The organism is Sphingobacterium sp. JUb56 (assembly GCF_014191365.1).
GTDB classification, from domain to species: domain Bacteria; phylum Bacteroidota; class Bacteroidia; order Sphingobacteriales; family Sphingobacteriaceae; genus Sphingobacterium; species Sphingobacterium anhuiense.
Genome location: NZ_JACHWL010000001.1, coordinates 3,595,436 through 3,616,318, shown reverse-complemented (window position 1 = coordinate 3,616,318; position 20,883 = coordinate 3,595,436). Strand labels below are relative to the sequence as shown.

Below are 20,883 nucleotides of genomic sequence, written 5' to 3'. Positions count from 1 at the left end.
ATGTTAAAAACTTGTGATACTTCCGATATCTAATTAAAATTGAATATATTTATCTATTCTATTTTAATTACCAATAGTATTAGATGAAGTATATAAAATTATTGACGCTTACGATGGGGGTTTGTGGAGTAAAGCATGCCGTTGCCCAGACAACCGAAGCTACACTACCTATCAATACAATAGTCGAAAGAGTACAAAAGTTATTTCAAGTATTTCCTGTTGAAAAAGTGCATCTTCACTTTGATAAACCATATTATGCGATAGGTGATACGTTGTGGTTTAACAGTTACTTATCACGCAATCTTGCGGAGTATGAACCGAGTAAGGTTACATATGTTGAGATTCTTAATAGCAGAGATTCGCTGATTCAAACGTTAAGGATTCCGTTGGATAAGGGAGTGGGAGATGGTTATCTTGTTTTGGATCCGCAGTACCTGGCGCAGGACAATTATCGATTTCGAGCGTACACGAAATGGATGGGTAACTTTTCATCGGATTATTTTTATAATAAAGTGGTTCCTATTGGAGATGCTATTAGTAAAAAACTAATCACGGATATTATATTTGTTAACAATGATCAGAATGCTGCTAAAAGTCAGGCTGTTATTCAATTTAGAGATGCTGTTGGTAAGCTATTGATTAATTCGAAAGTGAATTGGTCTATGATTTCTGGATGGGAAACCATTGCTGATGGCAAAGGTGAAACGGATAATATGGGTAAGGTCACTGTCAATTTAAGTGCTAAAGATAAAGAAATCCTGAAAAAGGCATATCTAGAAGTCTCACTTCAAGAGAATAAGAACGACAAGCCACTAAAGAGTACATTTTCCTTAAAAAATGCCTTGTGGGATGCCGATGTTCAATTCTTTCCTGAAGGGGGTGATCTATTAGCTGGAATCGCTAAAAACGTTGCTTTTAAGGCTGTTTCTGCAGATGGAAAAGGTATTGCTGTTAAAGGCCGTATCTTGGACGGTAAAGGAAAACAAGTCGCAGAATTTTCAGATTTAGGCTTAGGTATGGGATTTTTTAGTCTTTTACCTCTCCCAAATGAAAAATATGTAGCCTCGATTACATTTGCTAATGGTCAGGAACGAAAGTTTAAATTGCCGGAAGTGGTTCAGAATAAAGCGAATGTTGTTTTTGTAAAACAAGATGAAACAAATCTGAATATGGCGATTGTGACGAGTGAAGAAGATTTTGCTAAAAATCCAAATCAATCGTTCTATGTGCTGGTACAATCAAACGGTCATCTCGTATATGCGGCACAGGCGAACTTGAAAAGTGCAACAGCATTGATCACTATTCCGAAGGAACGTCTTCCTAATGGTATTGCTCAAGTAACCTTGATGACTCCCGCAGGTAAGGTGATCAGTGAACGTCTTACTTTTGTTAAAAGTGAGAAACTACTGGATATCAATTTAGCGGTCAATAAGGAACAGTTTAAAGCGAAGGAAAAGGTTAATCTGAAACTTTCTGTACTTAATAACGGTAAAAAATACCCGGGTAGTTATTCCATTTCTGTTATTGATGAATCTAAAGTTCCTTATGATGATAATCAGGATTTATCAATTGTCAGTAATTTCTTGTTGACTTCTGATCTGAAGGGATATATTGAAAGTCCAAATACGTATTTTGATGAAAAGAATGTGAATCGCGATAAAGCATTGGATGCTTTATTAATGACACAAGGATTCCGTCGATTTGATTATCAAGACCTGGTGGCTGAGAAACTTCCTGTACTATCATTTATGCCTGAACAGGGAATTGAGATTGGTGGAACGTTAAGACTGAACACGGGTAGAACTGTGCCGAATGGGGGCTTACTCTTATCTATTCCTTCTAAGAGTATTCGTAAAGATACTTATACAGATGATAAAGGGCGGTTCCTATTTAAAGATCTTGTATTTACAGATTCTTCAAAAGTTACTGTTAATGCCCGGGGAAATGATAATTACCGCAGTATGGTGATTAATATGGATCAGACTTATTTTCCGGAGATTGATAAAAACAATGCTTATAAGAATAATTTTGTCATGAATATTGACCGGGCAATGGTTCCGTATCTAGAAAATAGCAAAAAGGAATATCGTAAATCTATTCTTTTGGATGAGGTCGCGGTTACTGGTGTGCAGAAAAAGGTGATCACCAACAGAGATTTTCCTTCCATTTCAGGATTGTCGATGCCTGAACATCGTATTGATGCAGAGCGTTTATCAGGATGTAATGTATTGACGATGTGTCTGAACACATTGTTGACTGGTATTACTTACGATTCGCAGACGCAGAAATACTATGTTACACGATCTTATAATAGTGGAAGTCGGGTGCCCGTTCAATTTTTCTTAAATGGAATGGCAATCGATGAACCAGGATTAAATAGTATTAATGTGCCGGATATTGAGGGAATTGAGATTTTCCTAAAGGATGACCTCGGAACTGTTTCCAGAATGTACCAGAATAATGGGGTTGTGTCTATCTATACGAAGAAAGTAGAGAAAAAACCTAGAATGTCATTGACGGAAATTGAAAAATTATTACCAAAATCAAATGTGATTGATCTGTTTCCTTTGGGGTATATAAAAGAAAGAAAGTTTTATGAGCCAAAATATGAAACACCAGAAAGTAAAGCTGTGAATGATTTGAGGACAACAATTTATTGGAATCCAAAAGTTAAGGTTACTGAAACGGGTGAGGCTGCTTTAGAATTCTATAATGCTGATGGAAATGGACAATATAAAGTCATTGTGGAAGGTATGGATGAAACAGGTAATGTGGGTCGAAAAGTGATTCGTTATAACGTTACTCCATAAGGAAGTAATCAATATTATTATAGAAGGGTGCATTTTGTTATAAAGTGCACCCTTTTTTTATTTTAGAACATGAAGAATTTCTCCTTCTTTGGAATCGGCTTCTTCGCCAACTTTTTTAATGCGTTCTGTTTGTTCGATAACAACAGCGAATGAGGAAGGTTCAATACCGCCACCTAATTTTTGAGCATAGAACTTGGTGAATTCAGCGCCAAAATATAAAATTGCTGCAGAGTAGTATATCCACAATAACATAACGATGATTGAACCTGCGGCGCCGTACAAACTTGCTGTAGAGGATAAAGTCAAGTATAGAGATATAAAATAGCGACCTAACATGAATAATAAAGCTGTAAAGATTGCTCCACCAAGTATATCTTTAAATTTCACCTTTGCATCTGGCAAAAATGAAAATATGAAGCCAAAGAGCGTCGTGATAATGATAAACGTGACACTGGTATTAATCCAGTCAATTAATGTAATCGGGATAAAAGGAAAATATTGTAGCACAAGATTTGTAACTGCTGCAATGACGCCATTGATCATTAATGAAGCGATAAGGAGGAAACCTAATGCAATAATAATCGAGAAGGAGATGAGCCTGTTAATGATTAATTTTAACCAGCCTTTTTTTGGTTTGGGTTTCACTTTCCAGATTTGATTAATAGAATCCTGAATGTCGACAAATATCGTTGTAGCACTAATAATAAGGGTTACAATACCAATAGTAATTCCTAAATTAGATTTATTTTCAAAGTTTATTTTTTCGATAAAGGATTGAATTTGTTTTGTAACATCTGCTCCGAATAAGACCATTAGCTCATCAAAAACTTCCTTCTGTCCAGTAGTTTCTTTACTCAAATGCTGTCCATAAAAGAAACCGATACACCAGATCACGATCATCAATAATGGACCAATAGAAAACACCGTGTAGTAGGCTAATGATGCACTTTTTTTCATGCAGTTGTCGTCCATAAAGCCATTAAAGGCATCATAAACTAATCTTAAAACTTGTTTCCAGTAGGTAGGGGTCAATAAATCTTTAAAGTATACTTCTTTCATAATATGATGGCGGATAAACAAATTTTATTTCAAAAATACCCTCTATTTTTTAGATAGAGGGTATTTTTTCTAATTTTCCTGATAGAGCTTCTCAATTTTCTCATCAAACTCTTTGAGAATGACTTTTCTTTTTAAGCTTAATTTTGGTGTTAACTGACCATCGTTGATGGTCCATTCTTTAGGAAGTAAGATAATTTTTTTGACTTTTTCCCAGTGACCGAATTCTGTAGATAACCTGTCGATTTCTTGATTATATTTTTCGATTACTTTTTGATTCGTAACGATCTCTTCTTTGGAACCTACAGGAATGCCTTTATGTTTCATCCATTTTTCGATTTCTTCAAAAGCGGGAACGATTAAAGCTGATGGAAATTTTCTATTTTCTCCCACGACCATAATTTGTGCAATGAGGGTAGATTCCATTAGTTTTGTTTCAATAGGCTGTGGTGCGATGTACTTGCCACCTGCTGTTTTGAACATTTCTTTTTTGCGGTCTGTAATTTTCAGAAATCCATCAGTCGATATTTCGCCAATATCGCCTGTTTTGAAGAATCCGTTTTCATCAAATGATTCTTTTGTCGCTTCATCATTTTTGTAATAGCCAGAGGTGACACTTGGTCCTTTTACTAAGATCTCTCCATCTTGAGCTATTTTTACTTCTAAATTTTTCAGAGGCCGCCCAACTGTTCCGAATTTGATACCCGTGTCAAAAAATGTGTTGACTGCTATAACTGGAGATGTTTCGGTTAGACCATACCCTTCTAATACTTTCATATCAGAAGCCCAGAATACACGCGCTAATCTTTCCTGAAGAGCTGCACCACCAGAAACAATAATTTTTATATTACCACCAAGGGCTTCTTTCCATTTTGAAAAGATTAATTTTCGAGCAATGGCTAATTGAAAATTGTACCAAGCGCTGTTTTTTGTTGGCTCTTGGTAACGAAGGCCAAGGTTTAATGCCCACATGAACAGTGATTTCTTGATTCCAGTTAAGTCTTTTCCTTTCGCAACGATTTTATCATATACTTTTTCGAGTACCCGCGGTACAGTGGTAAAAAGATCCGGTTTAACTTCGTTGATATCCACAACAACATTGTCCAGTGTTTCACAAAAATAGATCTCTATACCTTTTGAATAATACATGTATACAACCATCCGTTCAAAAATATGACATAAGGGTAAAAAGCTGATCGCTTTTTTAAAATCGGGTCTTATGAGATGGTAGCAGGCGAGTACATTACTTAAAATATTTTTATGGGATAAGTATACTCCTTTCGGTTTACCGGTGGTACCTGATGTGTAGATTAACGTGAGTAAATCATCTTCCTGTATAGCGTCATTGTAAGGCTTTAGATCTGTATCCAATGTGTCACCAGTTTGATATAAGGATTCTAGATCTTTATGATGTTCAGTCTTCTCAAAAGTATAGAGCGGAATTGTTAATTGATGATCTTTTAATGCTGTGTCAACACGTGCAGCAAGCTCGGCATTACTGACGAATATCAATTTAGCTTCTGCATCATTGACAATATAGGATAGGTCCTGTGGAGCTAATGTAGGATACAGCGGTACAAGTGCAATACCCAATTGATTACAGGCAAAATCAATGATACTCCATTCAGGACGGTTTCCGGACATCAGCGCAACTCGATCTCCTTTTATTAAACCGATACTTAGTAGCGCTCTGCTGAGACTGTTTATTTTATCAATGAATTCACTGGTCAAGTAGGTTTTCCAACGACCATTTTTATCGCGTCCAGCAATAATCGTTTTATCGGAGAACTCGGATTTATAATTTGTGATGAGGTCAAAAATTCTACTTTGTTGTGCCATAATGAAATATTTAAAATATTTGCTTAATTGGTTTATTACTAAGTATTCAAATACAATCTAATATATGAAAAATGTTTTGATGTACATTTTTTATATTTAAAATTGTTAATAACAATTTAGTATTTGCGTCGTTTAATTATTGATATTAACTTTGAACGAATAAATTGAAAAACAAATAGGCACGTTAAATATGAAAAAATTATCTTGGATCTTTGGAGTGACAGTTGGCTTATTGGGCGTATCGAACGAAGCTTCCGCGCAATTAGATTCAAAAGGGGCAATTGGGGCTCGTTTTGGTTCTGCTCAGGGAATTACCTATAGGCATACACTTTCAAATGACCGAGCTTTCGAAGGGCTTTTGAGCATTCAGAGCAACTCAAATTATAGACGTTTTAGAGTCGTTGGATTGTACGAATATTATAAGCCTATATCAGGTGGTTTTAATTGGTATTATGGATTTGGTGGTGGCCTGGGGTCTTATAAGGAAAAAGACAAAACGATTGATGGAAAACGTGTTGAATATGATTCGGAGCTGGCGCTTAGTATTGATGGAATTATAGGGATTGAATATAATATTCCTGAAACTCCTTTCCAGGTTTCTTTGGATGTTAAACCTTATTTTGATTTCTTGCAATCGAGTACTATTAAGCTTATAGATCCAATCGGTTTTTCATTTCGATATAAATTTTAGATATCCTCTAATAAAACAAAAAAGGTCACTTGATAAATCGAGTGACCTTTTTGCATTTTTATGATAACCAGAATTCTGCTAATTGTTTTTGCTCTTCCGATTGTTCTTTGAGGGGTTGTATACGGAATAATTTTTTATTGGCCGCCCGTATCTCAATTTTCAGTTCTTTTATAATACCATCTCTTGCTATTAAAATATCTAATATATCTCCTTCATTGCTATGCTGCATAAAATAGTCGTATTCTTTATCTTTGAGGTCGAGTCTGATGCCATTGATGGCTATTAATTCATCACGGACATTTAATCCTCCATCCCAAGCTCCCGAACCTCGTTCTACTGCAGTAACGGTTTGAATCCCATCATTTTTTTGATGACTTATTCCAATTCCTAAAGTTTTGCTTTCGGCATTAATGTCTATGATCTCATAACCTACTAGGTTGAAATATGCATTATAGTCAAGTTCACCATTTTCGTGTGCAGCTTTGAAGATATCGGAAACGGATATACCTGTAAATTCTTCTACGAGTCGCTGAAATTCATCTTCTTCAAAACCCCTGTTCTGATCTAAATAGAAATGGTTATATGCTTCTTTTAATACATGATCTAATTTTTTTGTTCCTTTTGAAGCTACTATAATTTTTAAATCCAGCAACACCGTGAGCATAGCTCCTTTATTATAATAGGATATACTTGAATTAGGTGAATTTTCATCTTGTCTATAATATTTGATCCAGGCATCAAAGCTTGCTTCTGCGGCTGATTGTATGTGATGTCCAGGACGATTCAGTACTGTTGTGAAATCATTTGCTAGTAGATTCAGATATTCTAGTTCTGAGAAGAAACCACATCTTTTGATGATCAGGTTATCGTAGTATGAGGTAAAGCCCTCCATAATCCACAGCCCCGTGGTGTAATTTTCCTGATCATAGTTAAATGGTCCCAATGCTTTGGGACGAAGTCGTTTAACATTCCATAAATGGAAATACTCATGGGCAATTAGGCTGAGGTATGTCTTGTACGATCCTTCGTTACTATATGCTGTCCTTGATGCTCCCAGTACGGTCGAATTGAGATGTTCTAATCCTCCGCCTCCGGATTGGTAGTTATGGGTAATGAAGACGTATCTTTTATTGGGGTTAGAACCCCAGATGCGGGTTTCTTCTTCGACTATTTTTTTGACATCGGCACTTAATCGTTCTTTGTCATAAGTACCACCACCTACCATGGCAAATTCATGCTCTACGTTGGAAGCTTGAATGGTCCAAATATCTTGATTACCGACTTCAAAGGGTGAATCGTAAAGAATATCAAAATCGGGTGCATAAAAAGTATGCGTATCGATTTGTTCAAGACCTGTTGAAATACTGCTCCAGTTTTCAGCGGGTCTGATGGTAACAGTTACTGGGCTGTCAATGTTGCCGTCTATATGTAAAAAGGTTGCAGTCGGTACTATAAAGGCATGCTCGTCATTAATAAAATTAGTACGAACGGATGTTTCAAAACCATAGATATGGTAGTTGATAACAATTGAGCTTTTATTTTTGGTAAATATACGCCAAGTATTTTTGCTTATTTTTTCATATCCTACTTGATCTTCAACAGAGAATCGTTCTACTTGTTTAGAATATTCGCGTACTAGGTAGGATCCTGGGGACCAAACGGGCATTTTAACATCAATAAAATCAGACTGAATTTCTTTGATGGACATTTTTACGGCTGCGTAATGTGCTTGAGGCTCACTAAAGGAAACATCAAAATGTATTTTTGACGTATAATTACTTTTTTCAATCATTTTAAAGCGTTAAATAACTGATAGCTATACCAGTTCAAAATTTATTTGTGGTATGCAAAAGTACAAGGTTATGAGGGTTATACAAAATTATTTGACGTAATGTTTTGTAATGGTAGGCCATTTTATTTTATGGCTACATCTTTGGTTAATTTAAACTTGAAAATTTTGTATATTTGATACGCTCGATGTAGCATAATCTTATAATTTATGATTTTAGTCGTTGATAGCGGTTCTTCTAAGTCAGACTGGAAATTAGAACTTCCAGATAGTCCACCTTTGTCTTTTTCGACAAATGGGCTTAATCCTTTTTTTGTAAATGATAAAGAAATAACCCGAGTAATTAAAGAAATACCTGAGATAATACCTTATGCGAATGAAATAACGGAACTTTATTTCTATGGCGCAGGTTGTATATCTCCAGATCGTAGGGAAATGGTTTCCAATGCGCTGACTCCTTTGTTTGAAAATGCTTTTATTTCGGTTGAGAACGATCTTGTAGGTAGTGCTTTAGCGACTTGTGGTACTAATAAAGGGTATATTGCCACATTGGGTACTGGCTCTGATATTAGTTTTTTTGATGGACAGGAGGTGCAACCCTCTAACCATGGAAATGGATATGTGCTGGGAGATGAGGGATCGGGTGCCTGGTTTGGCAAAAAGTTAATTACATTGTTTCTTTATGGTCGATTGCCTAAGGATCTGTCAGAGAATTTTGCAGAGAATTATCGCATAACAAAGGAGATCGTTATTAAGAATGTGTACCAAAAGGAGAGACCGAATGCTTATTTGGCTTCATTTGCACCATTTTTATCTGCGAATATTACGCATCCGTTTATAGATGAAATTATTCGTTCGGGTTTCGAGGAATATGTACAGACTTGTGTATTAACTTATCAGAATTATCAAGATTACGAGTGTCACTTTGTGGGATCAATTGCTTATTATCTGGATCTGATATTACGTGATGTCTGTAATGGATATAATATTAAAATTGGAAAAATATTGAAATCACCGATCAATGAATTGTTTGATTTTGTGATAGAAAGAGAAAAAAGTTCACTTATTAATTTTTAAAATAACATGATGATTTTATCAACGATTATTGCTTGTTTTTCCATGATATTTGGAAATCCTAGCATTTACGATTATAGTTTTAAAAGTCTCGATGGTAAAGATGTTAAAATGTCGTCTTTTAAAGGGAAGAAAATTTTAATAGTCAATACAGCCTCAAAATGTGGCTTTACTAAACAGTATAAAGATCTGCAAGCATTGTATTCGGAGTATGGAAATGATTTGGTGATCATTGGGTTTCCGGCGAACAATTTTGGGAATCAAGAACCTGGTACGAATGGAGATATTCAGGAATTTTGCGAACAAAACTATGGTGTAGAGTTTTTAATGGCAGAGAAGGTTGAAGTAAAAGGTGATCAGATAGATCCTTTATTTAAATACCTGACTTCGCAAGATAATCCAGATTTCAAAGGTGATATCAAGTGGAACTTTGAAAAGTTTCTAATCGATGAGAACGGAAAGCTGGTTCATCGCTATCGTTCGGCAGTTAATCCACTTGCAGATGAAATTGTCAATTGGGTGAAGAAATAGAAATTGAGAAACCAGGAAGTAAATCTTCTTGGTTTTTTTTTGTGAAATTAGATTATAAAAAAGAAAGTCCACCTTGGGAGGGTGGACTTTAACTAACCAATTATAAACCTAAATTATGAAAAGTATTTTGTAGCTATTACTAGCTGTTATTATCTTGTTATTATAGTTATACAAAGGTAATGCCAAAATATGCCATCATATATTAAGTAAATGTTAATAATTTGTTAAATTATAGTAACATCTCCTGCATCTTGCTTCGTAAGCTTCTTTTTCACCCAAAAGCACTGTTTTTGTATCTGTAGAAGTCCTGAAAGAGTAATTTGCTGGCGCTCCGCATTGCATGCATACGGCATGTACTTTTGTTACATGTTCGGCAATTGCCATTATATGGGGTATAGGGCCGAAAGGTTGTGCTTTAAAATCCATATCTAGACCTGCAACTATGACACGAATTCCTTTATTTGCCAAATTGACACATACCTCTGTCAAACCTTCATCAAAAAATTGCGCTTCATCTATACCGACAACCTGAGTATCATTGCTTAGCAATAAAATAGAAGAGGAGTGTTCAACAGGGGTAGATGGTATACTGTTGCTGTCGTGCGAAACAACTAAACGGTCATCATATCTTTTGTCTACTGCCGGTTTGAAAATTTCGACATGGAGTTTAGCATATTGTGCCCGTTTTAGTCTACGGATGAGTTCTTCGGTCTTACCGGAAAACATCGAACCGCATATCACTTCGATACTCCCGTATGCTGGGCCCCTTTGTGTGAAATTATGTTCAGAAAAAAGCATTTAAATGAATTAAAATCAATAAATTGAATATTACTTTCAATCAGTATTAAATCTGATTTTTTAAATAAAATAATACTACTTAAGTCCTGCTAATATCAGAATTTAATATTAAATTTGAGTCTATAAAAGCTACAATACTTAACAATAAAGTATAAATCAGTAAGTTGAAAATGAAGTTTTATTCCTTTTGTAAAATTTAGTGTTTTACTGGAATTACGAACAATGAAATGTATTAATTTATGGTTACGAAACAAAATTTATTTGATAAAATAGGAGATTTATTGCAGGAGTTGGAAGCGCAATATCTTGCGCTTTCAAAGGATGGCTTTGAAGATAAGAAAACTGATTTAGCTCTTTTTGAAGCTACCGCACAATATATTGCCGCTCAGATTGGTGTTTTAAAAGCACAGAATCTGTTGGGTATGGCTCAGAAAATTGAAAGAGCTGATGAACCTGCGGCTCCAAAAGTAGTGCATGACCGGATAGAAGAGGAGAAAGTTTCTTTTAATAACTACTTTACACCTCCTTCCAATTTGTTTCAAAGTGTTCCTGAAAAGAAAGAAGAACAACCTAATGTGGTAACGGAGGTGGTAGATGAAACAGCTGATATCAGTTTGAATACACCACAGAACGAAGTTGCCCCTGTCGAAGATTTAAATTTGAAAGAAGAGCCTGCTAAAGAAGAACTTACTCAAGAGGAGGTCATTCCTGAAGTAGAGAAAGTGACTTTTGACAACAGTATCTCTGAGCCTGTGTCTGCTACTACTCAAGAGGATAAACCACGAGATCGTGTAACTCCAACATATGAAAAAGAGGAGGCAAAGCCTCAACAGGTAGCCGTTAATCCGGTGGAACAAGAGAAGTTAGTTGTTAATGAAGTTATTGAAGAATCAAAACAAATTTTGATTGAAGAAGAGATTCGTCCAGATGTGGAGCAAGAGACTCCTTCAAGACCGTTAACGTTAAATGAAATTATTTCACAACAGAAAAAAGCTGGTGTACAAAACCGGGTTTATGAGATGAACAATGCCTCAGGAAATTCGGGTCAGGTGAAAGATATCAAATCGATCATTAATTTGAATGATAAGCTGCTGTTTATTAAGGATCTCTTTAATGGGTATAGTTTAGCTTACAGTGAAGCTGTTGAATTATTGAACAGATGTAACGATTATGCGGAAGCGGATGCTTTTCTGCAAACGAATTATGCGGTTAAAAATAGATGGGTTGAAAAACCACAATCGGTTGAAAAGCTGTATTTATTGATTCGTAAAAGATTTGCATAAAAAAAAAGCTGACTTCAAGTCAGCTTTTTTTATTGTAATTGAAACTGTATCCAGGTATTTCCCTCTAAGCCGTAAAAAAAATATTTGGGCTGCAGTATTTCCGCTAATGTTTCTAATTCTAAGCAATAGTCAGCTCCCGGAGTTTTTCCAAATTCCTCCTTATTGATTAAAAAAACTTGATTTAGCTTAACGGCATTACTATCAGACCAGTTTGTGTCAGATAATAGTGCGGGAATTTGTGCTATTGTTAATTCTTCTGAATTGATAATAATAACTTTATCTGCTTCCGAAATGGTGTAAGTAGGTATACCACCTGCTATTTTAATACACTCTTGTAAATAGTCACTGGTATTGATTACGGCAGGGTTGAGGCCATCTAAAAGAATTACTTTAGGGCGATCGCTTGCTGCAATAAATTTCAATTTATGAATGATGATATGAACTTCATCATCCAAAATTTCTAAAAGCTCTGCGGTTTTTTCATCCTTATTTAATAGTCTTCCAATAGACTCTGTATAATTTATAATATCATGACTCGTGACCAAATTACTGGATAGGGTATAGATTTGCTCTAAAATATCCGTTGGCAACTGCGTTTTGTCTACTTCATATTGATTCAGAATAGCTTCAACTAAAATTTCTTGATTGCTTTGCATGATGCAAATTTACAAATGATGATTTGATTTGCGAATTAAATTGAAAGGTTATTTTGTCATCTATGATTTGAATTCAAATGTGTAAATTGCATTATATTTAGAATTGTTCATTTAGATCATATATTATGTTTGATAAATTATTCCAAGCGCAACAAAAAGCACAAGAAATTAAACAAAGATTAGATAATATTTCTGTTTTTGGAGAAGCTGAAGGTGGATTGATAAAAGTAGTTGCAACTGCTAATAAAGAAATTAAAGAAATTACAATTGATCCGATCTTCTTGAGTAATGCGGATAAAGAGGAACTGGAAGAATTGCTTGTCGTGGCTTTAAATAAAGCGATGACCCAAGCTGAAAATGTGAGTCAATCTGAGATGTCTGCTGCTAGTCAGGATATGCTTGGTGGTTTAGGAGGCCTATTTAATCAATAGTTTTATGAAAGCGACATATTACGGACAATCTTGTGTTATGTTCAATTTTGATGGACACGAGGTATTAATGGATCCTTTTATCACTTATAATCCCTTGGCAAAGGGTGTAGACGTTAATGCTCTATTACCTGAATATATTTTTTTAAGTCACGGTCATCAGGATCACGTGGCAGATATGGCACAGATTCAAAAAAATAGCCAAGCAACTGTTGCAGCGATTGTAGAGACTGCAGCATGGGTTAGGAAACAAGGAGTTCCGGATGAAAAAGTAATTGAGTTCAATTTAGGAGGTACTATTGTGACTTCTTTTGGTACTGTGAAGATGGTGTATGCTATGCATACAAATAGCACTCCTGACGGACAATATGGTGGATTTCCTGTTGGTTTCATTCTGCATTCTGGTAACAAGAAAATTTATTTTGCAGGAGATACAGCGCTTACAATGGAAATGAAGCTTTTGGCAGATCTTGAATTGGATTGGGCATTTTTACCTATCGGTGGACATTATACCATGGATGTTGATGATGCGGTAAAGGCGGCAGAATTTATTAATTGTGATAAAATAGTGGGTGTGCATTACGATACATTTCCTCCTATTACCATTGATAAAGTTAATGCTTCTGAAAAATTCGCAAATTATGGTAAGACATTATACTTACCAGCAATTGGTGAATCAATTGAATTATAACAAATAAGGGGGATGCAAATCCCCCTTATTTGTTATATCGTTACCAGATTTTTTAGATCTTCTAAGGTGAATAGTGGTGTTTCTGTCAGCTTGTTTTTGAGAATGGATTCTTTATAATCTTCGTAATGAAATAATCGCCATTCGCCGTTATGATATTCTAAACTGCTTAAGTTTTCAACCCAATCACCTGAGTTCATGTAAGTCACTGTTCCTTTCCGGGTAATGACTTCTTTGATTTGTGGTTGATGGATGTGTCCACAGATCACATAGTCGTAATTTTTTTCAATAGCTAGTTCAGTGGCTGTTTCTTCAAAATCAGAAATGTATTTGACAGCTTTTTTAACACTGTTTTTTATTTTTTTTGATAATGAATATTTCTCATGCCCCATTTTAAGCAAGATCCAATTGATAATATGGTTTAATTGGATCAGTTTATCGTATCCCCAACCGCCTAATTTTGCTAACCATTTTGAATGATGAATGGAGGCATCAAATACGTCACCATGGAATATCCATGCTTTCTTATTGTTAAGGGATAGTAAGAGCTTGTTGGTTAATTTGATATTGCCAAGTTTTAAATCTGCAAATTTTCGGAGCATTTCATCATGATTACCGGTGATGTAATGCACTTCGGTGCCATTGGCGCTGAGATCGATTATTTTTTTGATAACATGTAAATGCTCGGATGGGAAATAGCTTTTTTTGAATTGCCAAATATCGATTATATCGCCATTTAAAATCAGCATTTTTGGTGCGATCGACTCTAAATAATAGAGTAACTCTTTTGCGTGACTTCCATGTGTTCCGAGATGAATGTCTGATAATACTACGATATCGAGATTTCTTTTCATAACTTCCGTTTTTCAAAAGACGCATTTTATTATGATCTGTATATAAATGCTTTGTTATGAAATTATTAAAAATATAAAGGGTGAAGATACGATCTTCACCCTTTATATTTTTAATACTAAAATAGCTTGAAACTATTTTGACGCTCTATTGATGTGGAATTGAACTAAATCATCGATAGGGGAACGTAATATTTTGCCAACTTTCATGCCGTACTGTACTGCTTTTTCCTCCAAAACATTACGGAAATTATAGCCTACAGAACCGATACAGTTGAATGTATATTCTTGGTAGTTTGGATATTTACTAACTAAGTTTTTGAAAAATGCTTCGAAAGCATCATCTACAATAGCACGTGTATATTCAATATTCACATTGTTGTCGTAAACAAATTTGCTGAAACTTGCGCAGAAACGGTTCGCTAATGGCTTTGTGTAAACGGTATCCATGATTTCATCTGGAGTGATTTTGTAAGTGTCGTAAAATACTTTACGAACATCTTGAGGCATTAAATCACGGATGTAATCTGTTAATAATTTTTTACCGATATAACTTCCGCTACCTTCATCACCTAAGATGTAAGCACATGAGTCGATGTTATAGGTAATGTCATTTCCATCATAAATACAAGAATTGGTACCCGTTCCTAGAATGGCTGCAAAACCTGATTCAGTACCTAATAAAGCTCTTGCGGCAGCTAATAAATCGTGACCAACCTCAACTTGAGCTTGTTGGAAAACTTCTTGGATAGCTTTAATAACGATTTCTGCTTTTTCTTTATTATGAACGCCTGCACCGTAATAGTTAACCTCTTTAATTTCATCAAAAGGTAAATCATTTGGTAAGCCTTTTCTTAAAGAGTTAACGATGTATTCGCTATCTACAAAATATGGGTTATACCCTTCTGTATTGAAGTAAATTTTTTTGTTTGAATCATCCAACAAACACCAGTTTGTTTTCGTTGACCCGCCGTCAGCAATAATAATCATTATTGAGTAGTTTTAATTGAGTTTTTTCGTTTTAAAATTGGATCATTTGAATCCGATTTTCGAAAATACATTTTTTTATTTATAATTTATGTATGATCAAAGCACTAAAATGAAAAATTATTTCATCTACTTTACAGCAATTTGAAAAAAAAGGCCTTAAAATTGTATTTAAGGCCTTTTTTTTAAGATGCTATTAAATTGATTTAATAGTGTATTTTTTACAATTAGTTAGCTTTATCAATAAGCTTAATGTGATCCCTCTGCTTCGACATCATCAATATTAATTCCTTGTTTTTTGAGTACTGATTTTACTGCTATTGCAAAGAATACAATGTAGGCAAAACCTAACAATGGAAGTAGGTAAGAGTTGTGGATACCTATGATATCAGCTAATTTTCCTTGGATAGGGGGAATAACACCACCACCTAAGATCATCATGACTAAGAATGCTGATCCTTGTGCTGTATATTTTCCAAGTCCTACGATTGAAAGGCTGAAGATTGATGACCACATGATGGAACAAGCTAATCCTCCTGCTAAGAAAGAGTAAATAGCTACTGTACCTGAAGATAATAAACCAACAGTCATAGCGATAATTCCGAATAGACCGAAAACGATTAATGTTCTAGCAGGTTTTTCTTTACTTAGGTAAAATGCTCCGATTTGTATAAGTATACAAACAACATAATAGTATAGGTGTGACATTTCAAAGCCCGCCATTGCATTAACGCCTATAATAATAGAAAATGCGACAAGTGGAACAATGATAAGTAATATGTTTTTAGTTGTTTTAGTTAGGTTAAACGCTGTAATCGCTCCAGCCCAACGACCAATCATCATACTACCCCAATACATAGAAACGTAAGGCGTAATTTGCGATGATTGTAGGCTTCCAAATTCTTTTAATGTAAGTAGTTCACCTAAGTTACTTCCTATGGCTACTTCAACTCCAACGTATAAAAATAGGGCAATCATACCCAATACTAATTGAGGGTATCTCATTGCTCCCCATCCTTCTGGGTTTTTCTGCGCTTTTACATTTGCAAAAATCAATCCACCAACAACAACAATCAGTGCACCTGCTAACCACAGCATACGTTGTATTTCAAGGGGGTGAGCAATCTCTTTAATCTGAAGTTTTAATTGCTCAATACTTGCTGGATCAACTAAAGATTTTAATTGCGCCTGTAATTGATCTACCTGAATTGCTACTTCACTTTTGTAACTTAAAAATACAGGAGCGAACATGGCAAAAAGCAAGATGGTCATGATAACCAAAGTATTAAGGGCTTTATTAGCTTTTTCCATGGGTTCATTGCTTATTCCTGCAGGCACCTTTTTACTGAAGTAAAACAAACTTGCTGCTAGTAGGAACAATAAACCAACACCTATATATAGGAAAACGACTTTGTCTAAAGGTAAATTAGCAATTTCGGAATCGGATATTTTCTCAAATGTTCCGAATAACGCAAAACCGATAACTAACGGTCCTATTGTTGTTCCGAAAGAATTGATACCACCGCCTAAATTGACACGTGAAGCACCAGTTTTGGGATCTCCTAATAAAACTGCAAATGGATTTGCAGCGGTCTGTTGTAATGAAAAACCTAAGGCAACAGTGAAAAGTCCAAGTAACATACCGATGTATACATTTACTTCTACTGCCACGATCATTGCTCCGGCACCTAATGCTGAGAATAATAGACCATAGACAATACTTTTTTTATAGCCCCATTTACCAACTAAATCTTTTCCTGAAAATGTGCTGAAAATAAAAAGTAATAATGCACCAAGATAATAAGCGGTGTAAAATGCAAAATCAATCAATTGTGACTGAAATTGGTCTAAGTGAAAGTAGTTTTTACAAAAGGGAATAAATACGCTATTTCCTGCTGCAATAAAACCCCAAAAGAAAAATACAATTATTAATGTATATAAGGCGGGATAATTTGTTTTAATGAGTTTATTTTCCATCTAAATCGTTTGCTTTGTTTTTTTTGCACCGCTAACTTACAAAAAAATATATCATATTTAAATATAATATTGTTGTTAATAACTACGTTTGATTTTTTAGTAAAACGTTTTAACAAGATATGATTTGTTATAAGTATGTTTTTTTTTACAAATAATTTTGAATTGTCAGATTTGTTTTTTTTCTTTGTGCAGGTTCTCATAATTTATTCCGCTTCAGGTATAGAAGAAATCACTTAGTTCTTAAATCCCTTTGTTTGTTAATCAAAATGATTAATGGAGTGTAATAAATTTCATTTTAAAATAAAATCCTAATATATCATAATAAAAATTTAATGGATATTAATGAATTAAATGCAAAACTCGTGTCTGAATTACGCGAAATTGCAAAATTAATAGGTATCGGTGACGCTGATAAGCTTAGAAAGCAAGAGTTAATTGAAAAAATAATCAGCACTGGTGATGAGTCCGAAAATACTTCTGAAAAAAAGGAAGAAAATCATGATGAGTCAACGGAGAGACCTCGAAAAAGAATAAGAACCGCAAAAGCGTCTGAGCCGGTTACTATCCGTAAAAAAGAAAATGAAGAAACAGATTCAGCTAGCGAAGTAGCAATCTCAGAATCTGAAGAAAATATAAAAGCAGCTCCCGCAATTAAGTCAGCACCTCCAAAAGTAGAAACAGCTTCATCAAATGCAGATTTTGACAATGTTATTGTCAATGAAGGTGTGTTGGAAATTATGCCTGATGGATATGGTTTTTTACGTTCTTCTGACTATAATTATCTTACATCTCCAGATGATATTTACGTTTCTCAGTCGCAAATCAAATTATTTGGTTTGAAAACTGGTGATACAGTCAGAGGTAGCATTAGACCTCCAAAAGAAGGTGAGAAATATTTTCCATTGGTACGTGTAGAAGCGATCAATGGTCAAAATCCTGCTGAAATTCGTGACCGAGTTCCTTTTGATTTCTTAACACCATTATTCCCTAATGAACGTTTGAATTTGGATTTGGGTACAAGCAACTATTCGACTCGTATCATGGATTTGTTCACTCCTATAGGTAAAGGACAACGTGGTCTTATTGTAGCTCAACCTAAAACAGGTAAAACCAATTTGTTGAAAGAGGTTGCAAATGCTATCGCTAAAAACCATCCTGAAGTTTATTTGATTATCTTATTAATCGATGAGAGACCTGAGGAGGTGACAGATATGGCAAGAAGTGTACGTGCTGAAGTGGTTTCATCTACTTTTGATGAACCTGCAGAGCGTCATGTAAAAATCGCAAATATTGTTTTAGAGAAAGCAAAACGTATGGTCGAGTGTGGTCATGATGTCGTGATCTTGCTAGATTCAATTACACGTTTGGCTCGTGCTTATAATACAGTTGCCCCTGCATCTGGTAAAATATTATCAGGTGGTGTGGATGCAAATGCTTTACATAAACCAAAACGTTTCTTCGGTGCTGCCCGTAATATCGAGCACGGAGGTTCTTTAACTATTTTAGCAACAGCTCTTACAGAGACTGGTTCTAAAATGGATGAGGTTATTTTTGAAGAGTTTAAAGGTACTGGTAACATGGAGTTACAGTTGGATCGTAAATTGGCGAACAAACGTATTTTCCCTGCTATCGATTTGACAGCTTCAAGTACGCGTCGTGATGATTTATTAATGGATAAAGAATCGATTCGTCGTCTTTGGATATTACGTAATCACTTGGCGGATATGAATTCTAATGAGGCAATGGAGTTTTTATTAGCGCAAATGCGTGGTACTAAGTCTAATGAAGAGTTTTTGATTAGCATGAATGGGTAATTCCATTTGATTTTAATAATTTAGCCATCATTTATAAAAAATGATGGCTTTTTATTTATATTGAAAATATGAAAAAACATATTCCTAATACCATAACCTGTTTGAATCTATTTAGTGGATGTATCGGGGTGTTAATGGCACTTAAAGGTGATTATATGACAACAGCTTATTGTGTATTGGCTTCTGGTATATTTGATTTCTTCGATGGTATGGTAGCACGGCTTTTACATGTCAAATCCAACATCGGTAAGGAATTAGATTCACTGGCTGATATGGTTAGTTTTGGTTTCTTGCCAGGTGCTATCCTTTATATGTTATTGTCTGAGGTTTTTATTGAGCAACCCTTGTTTGCTTATTTAGGTTTTGTGGTAACCGTGTTTTCAGCGCTTCGATTGGCAAAATTTAATCTGGATGAACGCCAAACGACTGATTTTATAGGGTTAAATACACCTATGAATACTTTTTATGTCTTATCACTGCCTTTTATTGCTGAAAAATATCCAGATATTATATTAAATCCCTACTTTCTCTTGATCAGCACTGCACTAACAAGTTTTTTATTGGTTAGTGAGATTAGATTGTTCTCTATGAAGCTATCGTCATTGGCTTGGTCTGAAAATAAATATAAATTTATTTTTGTGATTTTAGCGGTTGTCTTATTTGCTGTTTTGCAATTCGTGGCATTGCCAATTATTTTATTAAGCTATATCTTGCTTTCACTGTTACATTTTCAACGTTTGAAATAAAGATTAAATCGATTTTTCATACTGCTCTAATTCTGTAAATAATTCATCGAATTGTATTTTTAATAGGGAGCATTCCGATTCAATGTGATTGATGTCAGCGGTTTCTTTTGCTAATGATTCTATGAGCTGCAGTTGCTCTTTTAAATGTGGTGCTCCAATGTATTCCATAGTAGGTTTGATATGGTGTGCCGCATTATTAATCTCTTGATAGTCTTTCGCTGTTATTGCTGCTGTTAATTTTTCAAAATCTAAAGGAGTTTGTGTTCGGTAAAGGGCGATAAACTCTTTTATCATGTCCTCATTATTAAACATACTTTGCTTGATAATATCTGGTTTTATGTGTTTATACATTTTTTTTGTAGATGTTTACGTCTAAGGGATCTGTGCATATTGCTAGGAGTTCCTTATTACTCTTTTTTAAAATCGGGTGTATATATTCTGGAGCGATCTGGACTAATGGAATTAGTGTAAATTTACGATCCTGTATATATGGATGTGGAATTTGGAGGTTAGGCAAGTTAATCTGCTCATTTTCGTAATATAAAATGTCAATATCGATCACACGTGCTCCCCATTTTTCTGAACGAACTCTCCCTAATTGATTTTCTATACTTTGACAGATTTCAAGCGCCTCTATTGGGTTAAGAAATGTTTTGACTTCAATTACTTGGTTTAAGAAACTGGGTTGATCTTCTACCCCCCATGCTTCGGTTTCGACAATAGCTGAAACTTTTGCAATGTTGCCCAAGGAATCCTCCAGAGCGCTTAATGCGCTGTTTAATTGCATTAAACGATCACCCAGGTTTGCTCCTAATAAAATGTAGATGCTTTTCACCTTATAAATATAGAATTTTAGTTAATTAAA

Annotated in this window: 19 protein-coding genes; 9 read left to right on the top strand and 10 right to left on the bottom strand. The window is 34.9% G+C overall.

Going from position 1 to position 20,883, the window contains the following annotated elements; all coding sequences use genetic code 11:
• The first annotated feature begins 83 nt into the window (after positions 1-83).
• On the top strand, positions 84-2,810 hold the full coding sequence (locus FHR29_RS15500) for a carboxypeptidase regulatory-like domain-containing protein (protein ID WP_183916748.1): 2,727 nt from the start codon (positions 84-86) through the stop codon (positions 2,808-2,810).
• Positions 2,811-2,867: 57 nt separating this feature from the next.
• On the opposite strand, the gene FHR29_RS15495 is transcribed toward FHR29_RS15500, so the two are convergent.
• Positions 2,868-3,869: a YihY/virulence factor BrkB family protein gene (locus FHR29_RS15495; RefSeq protein WP_021188696.1), complete on the bottom strand. Its 1,002-nt coding sequence runs from the start codon at positions 3,867-3,869 to the stop codon at positions 2,868-2,870.
• Positions 3,870-3,938: 69 nt separating this feature from the next.
• Positions 3,939-5,705 carry a long-chain fatty acid--CoA ligase gene (locus tag FHR29_RS15490; RefSeq protein ID WP_183915630.1) on the bottom strand — a complete coding sequence of 589 codons (1,767 nt, stop codon included), beginning with the start codon at positions 5,703-5,705 and terminating at the stop codon, positions 3,939-3,941.
• A 190-nt stretch (positions 5,706-5,895) separates the two neighbouring features.
• Here FHR29_RS15490 and FHR29_RS15485 point away from each other — a divergent pair, with 190 nt between their 5' ends.
• The gene (locus FHR29_RS15485; RefSeq protein WP_132772060.1) at positions 5,896-6,396 is read left to right on the top strand and encodes a hypothetical protein; all 501 of its coding nucleotides are present in this window, start codon (positions 5,896-5,898) and stop codon (positions 6,394-6,396) included.
• 58 nt (positions 6,397-6,454) lie between these two features.
• On the opposite strand, the gene FHR29_RS15480 is transcribed toward FHR29_RS15485, so the two are convergent.
• On the bottom strand, positions 6,455-8,188 hold the full coding sequence (locus FHR29_RS15480) for a M61 family metallopeptidase (protein ID WP_183915627.1): 1,734 nt from the start codon (positions 8,186-8,188) through the stop codon (positions 6,455-6,457).
• Between the two features lie 207 nt (positions 8,189-8,395).
• Between FHR29_RS15480 and FHR29_RS15475 the strand changes: the two genes are divergently transcribed.
• Both FHR29_RS15475 and FHR29_RS15470 read left to right on the top strand, forming a co-directional pair.
• A complete protein-coding gene (locus tag FHR29_RS15475; protein ID WP_132772058.1) occupies positions 8,396-9,262 on the top strand; it encodes an N-acetylglucosamine kinase in 867 nt (288 codons plus the stop codon).
• Between the two features lie 9 nt (positions 9,263-9,271).
• Positions 9,272-9,790 carry a glutathione peroxidase gene (locus FHR29_RS15470; protein WP_132772090.1) on the top strand — a complete coding sequence of 173 codons (519 nt, stop codon included), beginning with the start codon at positions 9,272-9,274 and terminating at the stop codon, positions 9,788-9,790.
• Positions 9,791-10,003: 213 nt separating this feature from the next.
• On the opposite strand, the gene FHR29_RS15465 is transcribed toward FHR29_RS15470, so the two are convergent.
• Positions 10,004-10,588, bottom strand: a complete 585-nt coding sequence (locus FHR29_RS15465; protein ID WP_021188691.1) for a thymidine kinase — start codon at positions 10,586-10,588, stop codon at positions 10,004-10,006.
• A 239-nt stretch (positions 10,589-10,827) separates the two neighbouring features.
• On the opposite strand from FHR29_RS15465, the gene FHR29_RS15460 reads away from it, so the two are divergent.
• Positions 10,828-11,871: a hypothetical protein gene (locus tag FHR29_RS15460; protein WP_183915625.1), complete on the top strand. Its 1,044-nt coding sequence runs from the start codon at positions 10,828-10,830 to the stop codon at positions 11,869-11,871.
• 29 nt (positions 11,872-11,900) lie between these two features.
• Here the strand turns inward: FHR29_RS15460 and FHR29_RS15455 are convergent, their stop codons facing one another.
• Positions 11,901-12,527 carry a hypothetical protein gene (locus FHR29_RS15455; protein WP_132844094.1) on the bottom strand — a complete coding sequence of 209 codons (627 nt, stop codon included), beginning with the start codon at positions 12,525-12,527 and terminating at the stop codon, positions 11,901-11,903.
• A gap of 125 nt (positions 12,528-12,652) precedes the next feature.
• Between FHR29_RS15455 and FHR29_RS15450 the strand changes: the two genes are divergently transcribed.
• A complete protein-coding gene (locus FHR29_RS15450) occupies positions 12,653-12,958 on the top strand; it encodes a YbaB/EbfC family nucleoid-associated protein (protein WP_021188688.1) in 306 nt (101 codons plus the stop codon).
• A gap of 4 nt (positions 12,959-12,962) precedes the next feature.
• Entirely contained in the window at positions 12,963-13,646 is a 684-nt protein-coding gene (locus tag FHR29_RS15445; RefSeq protein ID WP_132772054.1) for a metal-dependent hydrolase, read from the top strand.
• Positions 13,647-13,678: 32 nt separating this feature from the next.
• On the opposite strand, the gene FHR29_RS15440 is transcribed toward FHR29_RS15445, so the two are convergent.
• From FHR29_RS15440 to FHR29_RS15430, 3 genes are all read right to left on the bottom strand, one after another.
• Positions 13,679-14,497, bottom strand: a complete 819-nt coding sequence (locus FHR29_RS15440) for a UDP-2,3-diacylglucosamine diphosphatase (protein ID WP_183915623.1) — start codon at positions 14,495-14,497, stop codon at positions 13,679-13,681.
• Between the two features lie 132 nt (positions 14,498-14,629).
• Positions 14,630-15,484: an N-acetylglucosamine kinase gene (locus FHR29_RS15435; protein ID WP_021188685.1), complete on the bottom strand. Its 855-nt coding sequence runs from the start codon at positions 15,482-15,484 to the stop codon at positions 14,630-14,632.
• 246 nt (positions 15,485-15,730) lie between these two features.
• Positions 15,731-17,458, bottom strand: coding sequence for an MFS transporter (locus tag FHR29_RS15430; RefSeq protein ID WP_132772053.1), 1,728 nt, complete (start codon positions 17,456-17,458; stop codon positions 15,731-15,733).
• A 332-nt stretch (positions 17,459-17,790) separates the two neighbouring features.
• Between FHR29_RS15430 and rho the strand changes: the two genes are divergently transcribed.
• Positions 17,791-19,272, top strand: coding sequence for a transcription termination factor Rho (gene rho / locus FHR29_RS15425; RefSeq protein WP_021188684.1), 1,482 nt, complete (start codon positions 17,791-17,793; stop codon positions 19,270-19,272).
• A 68-nt stretch (positions 19,273-19,340) separates the two neighbouring features.
• Complete coding sequence (locus tag FHR29_RS15420) at positions 19,341-20,018, top strand: phosphatidylcholine/phosphatidylserine synthase (RefSeq protein WP_183915621.1); 678 nt, start codon at positions 19,341-19,343, stop codon at positions 20,016-20,018.
• A 3-nt stretch (positions 20,019-20,021) separates the two neighbouring features.
• Here FHR29_RS15420 and FHR29_RS15415 read toward each other — a convergent pair whose 3' ends face one another.
• Positions 20,022-20,369 carry an Hpt domain-containing protein gene (locus tag FHR29_RS15415; RefSeq protein ID WP_237682893.1) on the bottom strand — a complete coding sequence of 116 codons (348 nt, stop codon included), beginning with the start codon at positions 20,367-20,369 and terminating at the stop codon, positions 20,022-20,024.
• Positions 20,362-20,853 carry a 2-amino-4-hydroxy-6-hydroxymethyldihydropteridine diphosphokinase gene (gene folK, locus FHR29_RS15410; protein WP_183915618.1) on the bottom strand — a complete coding sequence of 164 codons (492 nt, stop codon included), beginning with the start codon at positions 20,851-20,853 and terminating at the stop codon, positions 20,362-20,364. The genes FHR29_RS15415 and folK overlap by 8 nt, the downstream gene beginning before the upstream one ends.
• Positions 20,854-20,883: the final 30 nt, after the last annotated feature.